Raw genomic sequence first — 15,485 nt, 5'->3', positions numbered from 1 at the left:
GTTGCTCCGGTTCCGCCGTCAGCTACAGCCAGCGCACCGTTACTCCCTTTCTGCGCCAGTTTACCGATACCGGGGATCGTAACAGAGGTGCCGTTGATGGTAACTGTGATGCTCTGGTTTGCTGAGGTGGTGGCGAACGTCTCCCATGCGCCAATGTTCTCGTCGTACTCTTTGATGAGCTGCGACATGGCCTGTGCCAGGCCGTCGACTGAGATAATGTCCGACACAAGAATTCCATACTTCTGGCCGCTCAGCGCCGGGGAAGCAGCTGGCGTAACCGTCATTGACGTGGCGCTGTTCACGGATGAAATCTGAAACATCTGCACCGGGTTAGACATGACTATAATTGTCTGGCCAGCGCGAACCTGGCTGGCGGGTGCCGTCCAGTTCGTGCCGGTGCCGGTTGCGGTATTTCCGTTAATGGCGATGGTGCCGGTGTTATAAAGCATATTTTCTCCAGGCAATAAAAAACCCCGCCGAAGCGAGGTTGATTTGAATACACAGTTAATTCAGACGTACATATCAGGCAGAACCGGAAGGCTGAGCGGCGTTATAGTGTTATTGCCGAAAATGGCATACTGCTCGCGACCAAGATATTTCCCGCCCTGAACTGAAGCGTTCCCGTTCTGTATTTTTATCCCGAACATCCGATACACGTACATGCCATTGACCATATGAACCATCAGCCCAAATCTCCCCAGCGGAACATAGCCGCTACCGATGCTCACGGCGCTTGTCGAAGGGCTCCAGAGTTGGTTCAGATATACGAATGGCCGTTTTGTGGTTGAAAACGTACAGGCACCGGCAGCATTGAAAATATTGAGGCCGGTACCCGTGCTTTCGATTTCTGCTTTCTGTGCATCGAAAAGCTGGGACATTTTCTGCTGGGATTCTTCAATAGCTTTTTGAATGAGAGCGAGTTCAGACATAATTAATTACCTAAATTAGAAGGGAAAGATTTAATGCTCTGAAGCAGAGCGTTAATTTGTGCTTCGTTTCCGTCGCCCTCGGACTCGCTCCGAATCGCTGACTTAAACCGGGCTATTAGCCCAACTGCCTGTGATTTGGTGAGCCCGACTGAATCCCTCAGCCAGTTCTCCACATCACGAATTGTTTCAATGCCGTCGACACTCTTCATGGCTGCGATGCCAGCCTGTTCGTTGGCGGGGAAAGTGCAGACGCTGATTTCACGCAGAGCCTGGATATTCTTAAAAATGCGGCCTGTTGGAATGATGGTGTAATCGTCTTTCGCAACGGAAAAGCCAACCGACATACCTTCAACCGTACCGTGCTGCATTGCCGCTTTCAGGTCGGCGGCGCCGCTGTGCCCTGGGGTAAGTTGACCGCGCACATACAGGCCTTTTTCGTCTTCGGCCAGGCTGTCCCATTTACCAACCGGCAGCTCCCACGTCTTGTGGTTGAAAAACATCGCCACTTTGCGGGTCTGGTTCGCCAGTGCGTTTTTAAACGCCCCGGGCAGAATGATGTCGCCATCGGAATCGGTGTTATTAAAAACAGAGGCGTAGCCTTCAAAAATCCCCTGTTTACCGTCACCGGTGAATTTGATTTCTGTCTCGTCGAAGGACAGCGTTTTTACGATCTCAGGCATTACGGCCCCCATAAAAATTAAGCCCCGTTATTACGGGGCTCTTTGTTGGTTCCTAAATCGGTGATCGGCACGTATTGCGACTGGCGCATAGCCACATCTCCACTCGGCAATGGCGGGAGGTTGTCCGTTCGTCGCATCTCGTTGATGGTGCGTAGCCCTGCCTCTCCCATTGCCTTCATAAAGGCAGCGCGGGATGCCGAATCGCCCCTCAGCAGGCCGTCGAGGTTGTGCTCAGCATGAATGCGGCCAACATCCTTAGCAGGAATAAGCCACCGCTGAATGCTGTTTTCCCACCGGGAGATATAGGGCTGCAGGGTGTACTGCAGGAAGCCGAGATTCTGCTGCTCGATGCCCGATCCCCAGCTCGTTGATTTCTCGACGTCGCCGACAAGGTGAGGCGGTACGCCAAAGAATCGCGCCAGTTCACTTACCTGAAATTTTCGGGACGCCATCATTTCGGCATCCTGCGGCGTTACGCCAATTGCCGATGTGGAAAAGCCCGCTTCCAGAATCCAGAGGCGTTTTTTAACCGGACCGCCGGCGATCTCTTTGAAGTTCTCTTCGACCTGCGAGCGCTGCTGTTCAGTTAGCACTTTTTCGCCGGTTGAGAGGATTTGCGGAGACTTGGCGCCATTGGCAAAGAAATCTCGCTGCTGGTCCTCCATCGCAACTGCCACACCTGCCGATTTACAGGCAAAAGCAATGGGTGACAGGCCGACCAGCCCGGTGAATCCGAAGCCTTTAAGGTGAAAAATCTCTCTCTGCGAAAAGTCGGCGTATTCGCTGTCGCGCTGATAGCGATAAACCACTTTTTTTCCGACAAGTTTCACATCCATACTGGCTGACTGAAGCGGGAGAAGGCTGATCACGTCACCCGCGCTGTTGCGGTCAATCAGGGCATACGCGTTACCGAAGAAACAGAGCTGCATCGTCATGGCCTCCCTGAATTCCTGAGCGGTCATGTACTGATTCGGCGAGTAGCGCAGCAGTCGCGCCAGCGGATTGCTCAAATCCACTTTTTTACGGTTGTCATTCTGGTCGGTTTCAAAAACGTCAAGCGGGAGGCATGAGGTGAGCGTTGAAATCAGGCTCACGCAGCGCCACACCGTCGAAATTTGCAGTATCCGTTCATCGTTAATGGATGAATCGCCCAGGTGTCCGTGGGCCGAAACGGGCCCCGTTTGTGAGCCCTGATTTGGGGTGACTAAACGCCCGCCGACAAACCAGGACTGCAGCCTTGCCCACCAGCCGTTATTGGTTCGCAGGTCAATCGTGTATTTAGGTTCTTCCATCACATGCTCAGCGGTCGGAAAATGAAGTCGTCGAAGTCACCACCCTGTTCGGTAACTTCCCCATTAGCAGCACCAACGGACATTGTCATTGCGACCATGCCATCAATACGGCCCGTTGCTTTGGATTTATCGAGCTTGCGGTTACCAGCAGCATCTTTCACCACCACCGCATTCACAGCACACATCGTTAATACGGGGTGCATGCCATGCCTCACACGCCCGTTAAGCATCAGAGACTCCAGCGTGTCTACAGCTGGCCCCATATCCTTAAAGCCCTGTCCGAACTCGACCAGCGGGAGGTTCAGCCCAATGGCATCGGCATCCTTCCTGAATTGGTCAATGCGCCAGCGGTCAAAAGCCATCGAGGTAAGGTCGAAATCACCGATAATTTCAGCGATATCCGCAACGACGAATGAGTAATCCACCGAAGCGCCTGGCGTGGTGCGCAGCAGCCCCTCTCTCACCCAAACGTCATAGGGTGCGCGGTCCGTTTTGGTTCGCTCTTCAAGAGTCTTTTGCGGTGTCCAGAAGAAAGAGAAAACATCCCAAACACCATCCTCTGCTTCACCAGCGATAACCAGCGCCGTTAAGTCATTCCTGGCTGACAGATCCAGCCCCGCGTACCACTTCCTCGGGGTGTTAATCGGCATCTCTCCGCAAAGCTCCCACACGCTGCGGGAAATAAACGGCGATACCGCCAGGTGGTAGCCAAAAGCGGAATGAGTGACGCCAAGTGCCGGAATTTGGTCAATGCCTACCGCATCCCGACAGACACGCACGAATTTATGACTCCAGACGGGCTTTTGTCACGTAGGGCTATCGTCGAACTGGAGCCGTTTATGGCCGCGTTTCGCCAGATGATGTCAGAAGCTGAACCGCGCGGCACCCGCTGGTATCACCCCAAAATGGGCCTGTTCCAGGCGATTGGGTGGGAGGGTTAACGGTGAAAAATAATGAAATCTTGGATCCGGCTGGCTCTGTTGAGCTTGCCCACCAGCAGGCGCTGTCATGGGTATGCGATGCGTATCTGTTTTATCTGGTCAGCCTTCACCGCCGCCCGGTTTATCGTCACCAGTTCGGTGATATTTCCCTTAATCAGCCAGCATTACAGGGATTCATCGATTCGTATCTGGAGGACAAAGGCTGGGATATGGAAAAACGCCGGGCCCATTACATCAACATTCTGGACCTTATCAAATATATGCATCGCAGCAATTCGGACTTCATCGACTGGGGCACGGTGCCAACCCTAACCCCAAGGGGAATCCGTTGGATGGATGCCTGTTTCTCGAGGCTTGGGGAAATGGTTAATAGCAGCGGTGGCTGGGAAAACTGTGTCAGTAAAGAAGAGATTAATTGAAAATGAAAAAGACATTAATCGAGACAGACAACCTGAACACAATCAGCGATTGCCTGCAGCAGCTTGTTAACGCAGAAGAAGCGCAGCTAAGTATTGAAGAGCAACTGGCGAGATCGAACAGCGGCAGTGAATGGAGTACATGGCGCAAAAAGGCAGAGAACGCGCTGCGGCTGATCAAAGGGAAGCGTCGCATCATCACAGCCCGTCTGGCAGTCCTGCGTCATGAGGAAAAAGAACGCAACCTGGAACTGCACCAGCAGCACAACGATTTCCTGGTTCAGGCTCTGCGCGAAATTGTAACGCCCTCCTCTTTTGCGCGTTGCGTGCGTCTGGCTAAAGAGAAAATGGAGGAGATCCATGCAAACCAGTGCTGAAATCGTTCTTCTGGTGCCGAATGACTGGGTTAGCGAAAAGGTTCTGATTGCGGTTACCGGGCTTAAGCCCGGAACCATCACCCGCGCCAGAAAAGAATCCTGGATGCTGGGCCGCGAGTACCTGCACATTTCACCAGATGGTAATCCTAAGCCTTCGAGCGAATGCATGTATAACAGGAAAGCCGTTGATCAGTGGATCGAGGCGCAGAAAAAAAATCAACCAGGTGCGAAGACAGCATGAAAAGCAGTACACTCGTCAACGCTCCTGGACGTCAGGAGGGATCAATGGCTAATGCATCATACCCGACAGGCGTCGAAAACCACGGCGGTTCGCTCCGCATCTGGTTTCTGTATAAAGGTAAACGTGTCAGGGAAAACCTCGGTGTCCCTGACACTGCAAAAAATCGCAAGATAGCTGGTGAGCTGCGTTCTTCGGTTTGTTTTGCGATAAGGATGGGGAATTTTAACTATGCGGAAAAATTCCCAAACTCACCGAACCTTGCCCGGTTCGGTCAGGATAGAAAGGAAATTACTGTGCTGGAGCTTACCGAAAGATGGTCAGAGCTGAAGAGAATGGAGATCAGCTCTAATACCATGAGTAGGTACGAATCCATCATAAAAAACATGCTTCCGCGCATCGGCGAAAATAAAATGGTTTCTGCGGTTACCACTGAAGATTTGCTGTATGTCAGGAAGGAGTTGCTGACGGGCTTCCATGTAATGAAGAAGGATCACCGGACACAGGTAAAAGGCCGGAAGTCTTCAACGGTGAATAATTACATGATGCTGATGGCCGAGATCTTCCAGTTTGGAACTGATAATGGCTACGCAAAGGAAAACCCGTTTAGCGGAATTAACCGTCTCAGGAAGGCAAAAGACGAACCAGATCCACTCACGACAGACGAGTTCATCAGGTTCATTCAGGCATGCGGCCACCAGCAGATGCGAAATCTCTGGACCGTCGCCGTTTATACCGGAATGAGGCATGGGGAATTATGTGGTCTTGCATGGGAAGACATCGATCTCACCGCGGGAACCATTACGGTTAAGCGCAACCTTACCCAAACGTATGAGTTCACCCTGCCAAAAACCGAGGCAGGCACTGACAGGGTGATTTATCTCATACAACCAGCTATTGATGCCCTTAGGGATCAGGCCCAACTGACGCGCCTTGGCCGGCAGCATGAGGTTGAAGTGAATTTGCGTGAATATGGCCAGTCAGTCATACATCCATGCACTTTCGTTTTCAGCCCTCAATGCGTCAAACGTGGGTCTCACACAGGATATCACTACGCGGTTAATTCGATTAATAAAATTTGGGCTCCGATAATCAAGCGCGCCGGTATTCGTTACCGCAACGCTTATCAGTCACGGCATACCTATGCGTGCTGGTCATTATCAGCTGGTGCTAACCCGAACTTTATAGCAACTCAGATGGGGCATACCGATGCACAGATGGTTTACAAGGTGTATGGAAAGTGGATGTCAGAGAAGAGTGGAGAGCAGGTTGCTCTGCTCAACCAGGCGCTTTCACACACTGCCCCATCACTGCCCCAAAGCATGGTAGTAGCGCAGTAGAAAACCTTAAATTCAAGTGGTTAGCATAGTTACTGCTACATTTTTATAACACGGGGCACGAAATGCTCTCGACCATAAAGTGTGCTTATGTTGTGATCGGGGTTCAATAAATCACTAAACAGGGTATACTCCGGAGTTGTTTATTGTACTAAACGCTCCCGTGAGAGGATGCTACAGCGCACCTATGACTCAATTCGCTTCTCCGGTTCTGCATACGTTGCTGGATACCGACGCGTACAAGCTGCATATGCAGCAAGCCGTGTTTCACCACTATCATGATGTCCATGTTGCGGCGGAATTTCGCTGCCGGGGTGACGACTTGCTGGGTATCTACGCAGATTCCATTCGTGAACAGGTCGAGGCCATGCAGCATCTGGCGCTCACCGATGACGAATATCAGTGGCTTTCAGGCCTGCCTTTCTTTAAAGCGGATTATCTGAACTGGCTGCGTGAGTTCCGCTATAACCCGGAACAGGTCACCGTCACCAATGATAACGGCAAGCTGGACATTCGTCTGACCGGCCCGTGGCGTGAGGTGATCATGTGGGAAGTGCCGCTTCTGGCCGTGATCAGCGAGCTGGCCCACCGCTATCGCTCCCCTGAAACCGGTGTGACGCAGGCGGTTGCCGCTCTGGAGAATAAACTCGTTGAGTTTTCCAGACTGACCGAAGGGCTGGATATGTCCCGATTCCGTCTGATGGACTTTGGCACGCGCCGCCGCTTCTCTCGCGAGGTTCAGGAAGCCATTGTCAGACGTCTGCAACAGGAGCCGTGGTTCGTTGGCACCAGTAACTACGATCTGGCACGTCGCCTTGATTTAACGCCGATGGGCACCCAGGCGCACGAATGGTTCCAGGCGCACCAGCAGATCAGCCCTGACCTTGCCAACAGCCAGCGAGCCGCCCTCGCCGCGTGGCTAGAGGAATACCCGGATCGGCTGGGTATTGCCCTTACCGACTGCATTACCATGGACGCGTTCCTGCGCGACTTTGGCCCTGAGTTTGCCGAACGCTACCAGGGTTTGCGCCATGATTCCGGGGACCCGGTTGAATGGGGTGAGAAAGCCATCGCCCATTACGAAAAACTGGGCATCGACCCCATGAGTAAGGTGCTGGTCTTCTCCGATAACCTTGACCTGGCGAAAGCCGTCGACCTTTATCGCCATTTCTCATCGCGGGTGAACCTGAGTTTCGGGATTGGTACGCGGTTAACCTGTGATATTCCTCAGGTGAAACCGCTGAACATCGTCATAAAACTGGTGGAATGTAACGGTAAGCCGGTCGCGAAGCTCTCCGACAGTCCGGGCAAAACCATCTGCCATGACAAAGCGTTTGTCCGCGCATTACGTAAAGCCTTCGATTTGCCTCAGGTTAAAAAAGCCAGTTAACGGCTTCGGGGGAGCCTTCATGGCTCCCCTTCTCTTATTAATTTCTTATTTCTTCTCTTAAGACGGTGAAATTTACTTGTCTGATAGCGGATGGCAGGTAACATAGATATCCCCCCTATAAGGGCGGACAAGTGTTTATTTTTTCCGACTATTAACAGAGAGAATATTATGAGCGTTGTGCCTGTAGCCGACGTACTCCAGGGCCGTGTCGCCGTTGACCAGGAGGTCACCGTGCGCGGATGGGTGCGTACTCGCCGAGATTCTAAAGCTGGCATCTCCTTCCTCGCCGTCTATGACGGTTCCTGCTTTGATCCTGTACAGGCCGTCATTAATAATTCTCTGCCCAATTACAATGATGACGTTCTGCACCTGACAACCGGCTGTTCCGTGATCGTCACCGGTGTTGTGGTGGCCTCTCCGGGCCAGGGTCAGAGCTACGAAATTCAGGCGACCTCGGTGGAAGTGACCGGCTGGGTTGAAGATCCTGACACCTACCCGATGGCTGCAAAGCGTCACAGCATCGAATATCTGCGTGAAGTCGCGCACCTGCGTCCGCGCACCAACCTGATTGGTGCGGTTGCCCGCGTGCGTCATACGCTGGCGCAGGCGCTGCATCGTTTCTTTGACGAGCAGGGTTACTTCTGGGTTTCTACTCCGCTGATCACGGCTTCCGATACCGAAGGCGCAGGTGAAATGTTCCGCGTTTCAACGCTGGATATGGAAAACCTGCCGCGTACGCCGGAAGGTAAAGTCGATTACGACAAAGACTTCTTTGGTAAAGAAGCCTTCCTGACGGTTTCCGGCCAGCTCAACGGTGAAACCTACGCCTGTGCGCTGTCTAAGATCTATACCTTCGGCCCAACCTTCCGTGCGGAAAACTCCAACACCAGCCGTCACCTGGCGGAATTCTGGATGCTGGAGCCGGAAGTGGCCTTTGCCGATCTGAATGACGCGGCAGCCCTGGCAGAAGCGATGCTGAAATACGTGTTTAAAGCCGTTCTCGAAGAGCGTGCAGACGACATGAAATTCTTCGCTGAGCGTGTCGATAACGACGCCATCGCCCGTCTAGAGCGCTTCGTCTCCGCAGACTTCGCGCAGGTGGATTACACCGACGCGGTCGCTATCCTGGAAAAATGCGGCGAGAAATTCGAAAACCCGGTTTACTGGGGCGTGGATCTCTCCTCCGAGCACGAACGTTATCTGGCAGAGAAGCACTTTAAAGCACCGGTTGTGGTGAAAAACTATCCGAAAGACATTAAGGCGTTCTATATGCGCCTTAACGAAGACGGTAAAACCGTTGCCGCGATGGATGTCCTCGCGCCGGGCATCGGTGAGATCATCGGTGGCTCCCAGCGTGAAGAGCGCCTGGATGTGCTGGACGCGCGTATGCAGGAGATGGGCCTGAACCCGGCGGACTACAGCTGGTATCGCGATCTCCGTCGCTACGGCACCGTTCCACACTCCGGCTTTGGCCTGGGCTTCGAACGTCTGATTGCTTACGTAACAGGTGTTCAGAACGTACGTGATGTGATTCCGTTCCCACGCACACCGCGTAACGCAAGTTTCTAACCGACCAAATCATTAATGGCCAGCAAATGCTGGCCATTATTTTATCCTGCAATGTCAGTTTTCGTCAGTCAGAAGTAAGCGTCTTTAAACCACAACCCCGCTATTACCTCTACCTGTTACGTTTTGTTTCCACGAAATATCCTGAGACAAAAAAATAACCACACTCTTATTGCGCTTAAAACAATTCTTACGCAATAGCATAAAAAACAACCAATTTCACAGCCATCTGGATGGCTTTTGTCGATCATAAGAAAAAATGAGCCGTTTAACTTCTGTTTATACGAAAGGCCTTTAGCTAAATTAAACATAAGGAAATCATATATATAAGAATAAAACGGATGTTTAATTCGCCAGGTGGCACTGAAATTTGAGGTGCTTCACAAAGTTCCCAAAAATACATATTTAGTTACACATATTTTCTTTTGGTAACTGAATCTTGAAGATTGTAGCACTTTCAGTGTAGCGAAACGGTTCTATGAATGGAAAGATGCCTGTCAGACACATAAAGACACCTAACTCTCATCAATAGTTCCGGAAATATTTATTGACAGAATTTATTGGCGGCAGTGGCGAGTGTCATAAAAAAACCAATGAGGGTAATAAATAATGATGAAGCGCAATATCCTGGCAGTGGTAGTCCCTGCCCTGCTGGTAGCCGGTGCAGCAAACGCTGCTGAAATCTATAACAAAGACGGCAACAAATTAGATCTTTACGGGAAAGCAGTTGGCCTGCATTACTTCTCTGATTACGCGGGCAACGATGGCGACAACACTTACGCGCGTCTGGGCTTCAAAGGTGAAACTCAGATCAACGATCAGCTGACTGGTTACGGTCAGTGGGAATACAACTTCCAGGGTAACAACTCTGAAGGTGGCGATGCACAGAACGGCAACAAAACCCGTCTGGCATTCGCAGGTCTGAAATTTGGTGACGCAGGCTCCTTCGACTACGGTCGTAACTACGGTCTGGTCTATGACGCAATCGGCATCACCGATATGCTGCCTGAGTTCGGCGGCGACACCGGCGCGAGCGATAACTTCTTCGCAGGCCGTACGGGTGGTCTGGCGACTTACCGTAACAGCAACTTCTTCGGCCTGGTTGACGGTCTGAACTTTGGTGTTCAGTACCTGGGCAAAAATGAACGTGATGACGCAGTACGTTCCAACGGTGACGGCTGGGCAACCTCTCTGAGCTATGATTTCGACGGTTTCGGCATTGTGGGTGCTTATGGTGCAGCTGACCGTACCAACAACCAGCAGACGCTGGATTGGGGTAAAGGCGACAAAGCTGAGCAGTGGGCAACCGGCCTGAAATATGACGCGAACAACATCTACCTGGCAGCTATTTATGGCGAGATGCGTAACGCAGCGCGTCTGGGCAGCCGTGGTTTCGCTAACAAGTCTCAGGACTTCTCTGTCGTCGCTCAGTACCAGTTCGACTTCGGTCTGCGTCCATCCATCGCTTACTACAAATCTAAAGCGAAAGACGTAGAAGGTATCGGTGACGAAGACTACATCAACTACATCGACGTTGGTGCGACATACTACTTCAACAAAAACATGTCTACCTATGTTGACTATCAGATCAACCAGCTGAAAGACGACAACAAGCTGGGCATCAACAACGACGATATCGTGGCTCTGGGTCTGGTTTACCAGTTCTAATCAGCACACCTCGTTGTTATATGCTTAATGAACAGGGCTTCGGCCCTGTTTTTTTATTCCTGAGAGAAAATAATAGCGACTTTTGAAAAGCCGCACGCTTTTCGTCGCAAACGGTTGGCATTTTGTAAATCTACCGTTAACCTGATAGCGGATTTCACTTCTGTAATCACAATGGAACTTCGTCATGTTTGAGAACATTACTGCCGCTCCTGCCGACCCAATTCTGGGCCTGGCCGATCTGTTTCGTGCCGACGACCGCCCTGGCAAAATCAACCTGGGTATTGGTGTATATAAAGATGAAACCGGCAAAACTCCGGTACTGACCAGCGTCAAAAAAGCTGAGCAGTATCTGCTGGAAAACGAAACCACCAAAAACTACCTCGGTATTGATGGTATCCCTGAATTTGGTCGCTGCACCCAGGAGCTGCTGTTCGGCAAAGGCAGCACCATTGTGAGCGAAAAACGCGCCCGCACGGCGCAGACCCCAGGCGGTACCGGCGCACTGCGCGTGGCGGCAGATTTCCTGGCGAAAAACACCTCTGTGAAGCGTGTGTGGGTAAGCAATCCAAGCTGGCCGAACCACAAGAGCGTTTTTAATTCTGCGGGTCTGGAAGTGCGTGAATACGCCTACTACGACGCGGCAAACCACGCGCTGGATTTCGACGGTCTACTGGCCAGCCTGAGCGAAGCCCAGGCGGGCGATGTGGTGCTGTTCCACGGCTGCTGCCATAACCCAACCGGTATCGATCCTACGCTTGAGCAGTGGGAACAGCTGGCTAAGCTGTCCGTTGAAAAAGGCTGGCTGCCGCTGTTCGACTTCGCTTACCAGGGCTTTGCCCGTGGTCTGGAAGAAGATGCAGAAGGTCTGCGCGCATTCGCCGCCGTGCATCAGGAGCTGATTGTCGCAAGCTCCTATTCCAAGAACTTTGGTCTGTATAACGAGCGTGTCGGCGCCTGTACGCTGGTGGCTGCTGACGAAGCAACCGTCGATCGCGCATTCAGCCAGATGAAGTCCGTGATCCGCGCTAACTACTCTAACCCACCGGCACACGGTGCGTCTGTGGTCGCGACGATCCTGAGCAACGATGCGCTGCGCGCAATCTGGGAACAAGAGCTGAACGATATGCGTCAGCGCATTCAGCGCATGCGTCTGCTGTTTGTGAACACGCTGGCTGAGAAAGGCGCTGACCGTGACTTCAGCTTCATCATCAAGCAGAACGGCATGTTCTCCTTCAGCGGCCTGACCAAAGAGCAGGTGCTGCGCCTGCGTGAAGAGTTTGGCGTGTATGCCGTTGCCTCTGGCCGCGTGAACGTTGCAGGTATGACGCCTGACAACATGGCGCCGCTGTGCGAAGCCATTGTCGCGGTGCTGTAACCTGCACCCATAAAAAAAGCCTGCATCGCGCAGGCTTTTTTATTTTATCGGGTTTACCAGACAGGCATTTCATCCTGAAGGAACGGGTTATGCAACCGCTCATCGCCCAGCGTCGACATTGGTCCGTGTCCAGGGATAAACGTCACATCATCACCTAACGGCAATAACTTCTGCTTAATCGACTGAATCAGTTGACCGTGATCGCCGCGTGGGAAATCGCTGCGTCCTACGCCCCCTTTGAAAATCACGTCACCGGAAATCAGCAGGCGCGACACGTCATCAAAGAAGACGATATGGCCGGGCGTATGCCCTGGGCAATGCAACACCTGTAAAGTTACATTCCCTACGTTAACGCGATCGCCTTCGTTCAGCCAGCGGTCCGGTGTCAGTGGCTGACACTCATCCAGACCAAACATGCGGCTTTGGGCAGGCAGCCCCTGAAGCCAGAACTCATCTTCTTTTTCCGGGCCGATAATCGGCACACCGTAGTGTTCAGCCAGTTCAGCCGCTGCACCCACATGGTCGAGATGACCATGGGTGAGTAAAATCTGCATCAGCGTTACACCGCTGGCAGCGACTTCCTGCTTGATTGTCTCAGCGTCGCCACCGGGATCAACAAGCGCGGCCAGTTTAGTTTGTTCACACCAGATCAATGAACAGTTCTGTGAGAACGCGGTAACCGGAATAATACGATAGTTCATACTGCTCCTGTGTTTCGTTATTACCAGTGCCGAACCGGCCCGGTATCAATATGCACAAAGTTGCTACGTGGGTAGTATCCTACACCACCTGCGCGCATAGATAACGCCGCTTTGCGAATATTGGCTAACGAAACGCCTTCAATATGGAAATCCATCGCCTGCCCTTTGGTGTGATAGCTTTTTTTCGCTACCCCACGGCTGTGGGCGCGCAGTTCATTGTTGGTATCCAGAGAGCGATAGCCAGAAATGAGTTGCACCGGCCTTTTGGTTCCCAGCAGTCCCTGCAAGCGGTAAAGCTGATCGAATAATCCAGGGTCGATGGCTTTGATTTTATTCGCGCGGAAATCACGGAAAAAATGGTTGAGTCTTGCTAATTCATCCTGAATATAGCCTCTGCCATCGAAAAATTCCGCTTTAAGCGTCTCACCAGTATGCAGATTGTTGAGCGTTAAAATACGCGGACGAGGTGTCGAGAGGGTGGCAAATGCTGGCGTCGGAAGGATGGCTGCTGCGCCCAGCGCAACGCCACCTAACGCCAGCAATTTGCGGCGATTAGCGTCAAATTTGTCCATGATAATCAGGTCTACAGGTAAAAGAAATTGTCAATATGCTTAGCGCACGAAGGGCACCATAACTGGCAAAGCCTGCTACGTCAAGGCGCCCAACCCCAGTGAATACGCGGCTTGCAGCCAGATCGCCTAATATTCACCATAACTTACGACAATCATTTTTACCGAACTACTTCATTTACCTGATTAATTGTTCCGCTTTTGGCAAAATTTGTGCGCCGGATCGCGCTGTCAGATCATAATTGTAAATATCTGTACGATACTGGGTGCGTCCGTCCGCGCCTACAAACGCCGTCAGATAGTAAAGATTGACCGGGATATTGTGACGGATATTGACGTAACGCGTATCCCCCTGCTTCAGGGCATCTGATATCCGCGTATCGTTCCAGCCTGCATCCTGCAACAGCATATTCGCCAGCTCCGAGGCCTTATTCACGCGAACGCAGCCCGAGCTGAGCGCGCGAGCGTCTTTCTGGAACAGATTATGGTTCGGGGTATCATGCAGGTAGATAGCGTCCGAACTTGGCATATTGAATTTGTAACGTCCCAGCGAGTTATGTGCGCCCGGTGCCTGCTGGAAACGGAACGGCAGGTTCGAAGGCGTAATCGTTGACCAGTCGACCATCCAGGGATCAATCGCTTCTTTGCTGTTCCAGCCCCGCATCACCGTATAGTTGTGTCGCTCCAGATAACCCGGGTCATTCCATACCTTAGGCAGGATATCTTTGCGCGCCAGCGTCGGCGGCACGTTCCACGGCGGGTTAACCACCACGTTATTCAGCGCGCTGCTCATCATTGGCGTTTTTCGGTCAGGTCGGCCGACAATCACGCGGGACGCCAGCACTTCGCTACCGTCCTGATAGTAGACCAGGGAGTACGCCGGAATGTTGACCATAATGCCGGTGGATAACGTGCCCGGCAGCAAGCGCAAGCGCTGGATATTCAACGCCAGCACCCCTGCCCGCTGGGCCGGAGAGACGTTCAGCCAGTCGCGAGTAGATGGACCAATCACGCCGTCAGCGCCAAGCCCCTGCGCGGCCTGGAACTGCTTCACTGCGGCGACCAGCTCGCGATCGTAAGCGGCGGGCTTATTGCTCAACGCAACGGCCGTTTTCTCTTTTACCGGCGCCGACGGGCTGACGACCGCATTTTGCGTCTCGTCACCGGGCAGCGCAATTTTAGGGCCGCTGTCGAGAATGCCGGAGCGTTTCATAATTTCGCGGATCGCAGGCACATCGCTGCTCCACTGCCCCGGACGCAGCGTTGTGGTGCCACGCAGCTGAGGCCACGGGCGGGAATCCGCAACCAGCTCAAGAAGCGACTGATGCATCGTGGCATATTGCGGATGGGCAGGCGCAAGGCTTGCGATAAAGCGCGGCAGTTCGCCGTTATCCAGCGACAGCTGCCACTGATTAATGACGGACAGCGCAGGCGTCGCCAGCTTGTACGGTTTACTGCTGTATAACCAGCGGTTGCCGTTCACCGAAATCCCCGCCACAAACTGTAAGTAGCCCATCATGGCATCAGACAACACCACGTCACGCGCCTGTCCGGAAACGGCAGGGTCGGTCAGGAGCTCAACCCAGGTCGTGAACTGCGGCTGAAAGCCTGCAATCGCCACTTCAGCCAGCTGCTGCTGGAAGGCTCGTACCGCCTCGCGATTTTCCCACATCGGTTTCATATCGCGCGCAGCGTAAAGCAGCGTGAGCTGGTTAATATAAGCGGGAGTATAGCCCGAGGGCAGGCCGGTCATAAGCTGCTGGCGTAATGATTCAGTATCAATGCCTTCCGGCAGCGGTTTAATGCCGGCCATGATGGCCGTCGCCGGAGACTGATCCAGCGGTTGTGACAGCGACGTCGGCTGCGCGCCCATCGTCGCGGAGCTGTCAGTCGGTACAATTTCAGGCTCATCGGCCTGAGCGGTAAACAGTGGAGCAAACATCACTGTCAGGCACAAACTCAGCGCAGACAGCTGACGACCACGATTTTTCTTAAGCAACATCCCT

14 protein-coding genes and 3 pseudogenes are annotated in these 15,485 nt (G+C 52.7%); 9 read left to right on the top strand and 8 right to left on the bottom strand.

Translation table 11 applies throughout. From position 1 onward, the window contains the following. From IMQ56_RS04505 to IMQ56_RS04485, 5 genes and pseudogenes are all read right to left on the bottom strand, one after another. Nucleotides 1–449 (bottom strand): annotated as a pseudogene (locus tag IMQ56_RS04505) (tail fiber protein); the annotation flags it as partial. A 60-nt stretch (nucleotides 450–509) separates the two neighbouring features. After that, the gene (locus IMQ56_RS04500; RefSeq protein WP_319023415.1) at nucleotides 510–845 is read right to left on the bottom strand and encodes a DUF6453 family protein; all 336 of its coding nucleotides are present in this window, start codon (nucleotides 843–845) and stop codon (nucleotides 510–512) included. Nucleotides 846–931: 86 nt separating this feature from the next. Next, nucleotides 932–1,609 carry an HK97 family phage prohead protease gene (locus IMQ56_RS04495; RefSeq protein WP_016063561.1) on the bottom strand — a complete coding sequence of 226 codons (678 nt, stop codon included), beginning with the start codon at nucleotides 1,607–1,609 and terminating at the stop codon, nucleotides 932–934. 17 nt (nucleotides 1,610–1,626) lie between these two features. Then, nucleotides 1,627–2,901 carry a phage portal protein gene (locus tag IMQ56_RS04490; RefSeq protein ID WP_196063678.1) on the bottom strand — a complete coding sequence of 425 codons (1,275 nt, stop codon included), beginning with the start codon at nucleotides 2,899–2,901 and terminating at the stop codon, nucleotides 1,627–1,629. After that, a pseudogene (locus IMQ56_RS04485) lies at nucleotides 2,901–3,596 on the bottom strand (terminase TerL endonuclease subunit); the annotation flags it as partial. The pseudogene IMQ56_RS04485 and the gene IMQ56_RS04490, both read right to left, overlap by 1 nt. Between IMQ56_RS04485 and IMQ56_RS04480 the strand changes: the two are divergent. From IMQ56_RS04480 to IMQ56_RS04440, 9 genes and pseudogenes are all read left to right on the top strand, one after another. Next, nucleotides 3,594–3,842: pseudogene (locus tag IMQ56_RS04480) on the top strand (ORF6N domain-containing protein); the annotation flags it as partial. The pseudogenes IMQ56_RS04485 and IMQ56_RS04480 overlap by 3 nt on opposite strands. 2 nt (nucleotides 3,843–3,844) lie before the next feature. Further along, complete coding sequence (locus tag IMQ56_RS04475) at nucleotides 3,845–4,261, top strand: hypothetical protein (RefSeq protein ID WP_196063679.1); 417 nt, start codon at nucleotides 3,845–3,847, stop codon at nucleotides 4,259–4,261. 2 nt (nucleotides 4,262–4,263) lie between these two features. Then, nucleotides 4,264–4,635 (top strand): hypothetical protein, encoded by a 372-nt coding sequence (locus tag IMQ56_RS04470; RefSeq protein WP_100160559.1) that lies wholly within the window; start codon nucleotides 4,264–4,266, stop codon nucleotides 4,633–4,635. After that, nucleotides 4,619–4,876: an excisionase family protein gene (locus IMQ56_RS04465; RefSeq protein WP_013097283.1), complete on the top strand. Its 258-nt coding sequence runs from the start codon at nucleotides 4,619–4,621 to the stop codon at nucleotides 4,874–4,876. The genes IMQ56_RS04470 and IMQ56_RS04465 overlap by 17 nt, the downstream gene beginning before the upstream one ends. A 44-nt stretch (nucleotides 4,877–4,920) precedes the next feature. Beyond that, nucleotides 4,921–6,213, top strand: a complete 1,293-nt coding sequence (locus IMQ56_RS04460; protein ID WP_126510682.1) for a site-specific integrase — start codon at nucleotides 4,921–4,923, stop codon at nucleotides 6,211–6,213. A 184-nt stretch (nucleotides 6,214–6,397) separates the two neighbouring features. Next, the gene (gene pncB / locus IMQ56_RS04455) at nucleotides 6,398–7,600 is read left to right on the top strand and encodes a nicotinate phosphoribosyltransferase (protein WP_015570954.1); all 1,203 of its coding nucleotides are present in this window, start codon (nucleotides 6,398–6,400) and stop codon (nucleotides 7,598–7,600) included. A gap of 168 nt (nucleotides 7,601–7,768) precedes the next feature. Continuing rightward, the gene (asnS, locus tag IMQ56_RS04450; protein WP_015570955.1) at nucleotides 7,769–9,169 is read left to right on the top strand and encodes an asparagine--tRNA ligase; all 1,401 of its coding nucleotides are present in this window, start codon (nucleotides 7,769–7,771) and stop codon (nucleotides 9,167–9,169) included. A gap of 606 nt (nucleotides 9,170–9,775) precedes the next feature. Beyond that, the gene (ompF, locus tag IMQ56_RS04445; RefSeq protein WP_015570956.1) at nucleotides 9,776–10,834 is read left to right on the top strand and encodes a porin OmpF; all 1,059 of its coding nucleotides are present in this window, start codon (nucleotides 9,776–9,778) and stop codon (nucleotides 10,832–10,834) included. A 184-nt stretch (nucleotides 10,835–11,018) separates the two neighbouring features. Continuing rightward, nucleotides 11,019–12,209, top strand: a complete 1,191-nt coding sequence (locus IMQ56_RS04440; protein ID WP_017384820.1) for an amino acid aminotransferase — start codon at nucleotides 11,019–11,021, stop codon at nucleotides 12,207–12,209. Between the two features lie 53 nt (nucleotides 12,210–12,262). On the opposite strand, the gene IMQ56_RS04435 is transcribed toward IMQ56_RS04440, so the two are convergent. The 3 genes from IMQ56_RS04435 to ldtD all read right to left on the bottom strand — a co-directional run bounded on the left by IMQ56_RS04435 (nucleotide 12,263) and on the right by ldtD (nucleotide 15,481). Beyond that, nucleotides 12,263–12,910, bottom strand: a complete 648-nt coding sequence (locus IMQ56_RS04435) for an MBL fold metallo-hydrolase (protein WP_015570958.1) — start codon at nucleotides 12,908–12,910, stop codon at nucleotides 12,263–12,265. Nucleotides 12,911–12,930: 20 nt separating this feature from the next. Then, the gene (locus IMQ56_RS04430; RefSeq protein ID WP_003858202.1) at nucleotides 12,931–13,482 is read right to left on the bottom strand and encodes a YcbK family protein; all 552 of its coding nucleotides are present in this window, start codon (nucleotides 13,480–13,482) and stop codon (nucleotides 12,931–12,933) included. A gap of 175 nt (nucleotides 13,483–13,657) precedes the next feature. After that, entirely contained in the window at nucleotides 13,658–15,481 is a 1,824-nt protein-coding gene (gene ldtD, locus IMQ56_RS04425) for a L,D-transpeptidase (protein WP_015570960.1), read from the bottom strand. Nucleotides 15,482–15,485: the final 4 nt, after the last annotated feature.

Origin of the sequence: Enterobacter sp. Res13-Sevr-PEC09-46 (genome assembly GCF_015672585.1) — a bacterium.
Lineage (GTDB): Bacteria > Pseudomonadota > Gammaproteobacteria > Enterobacterales > Enterobacteriaceae > Enterobacter > Enterobacter hormaechei_C.
This window is presented reverse-complemented; position numbering and strand designations above follow the sequence as displayed.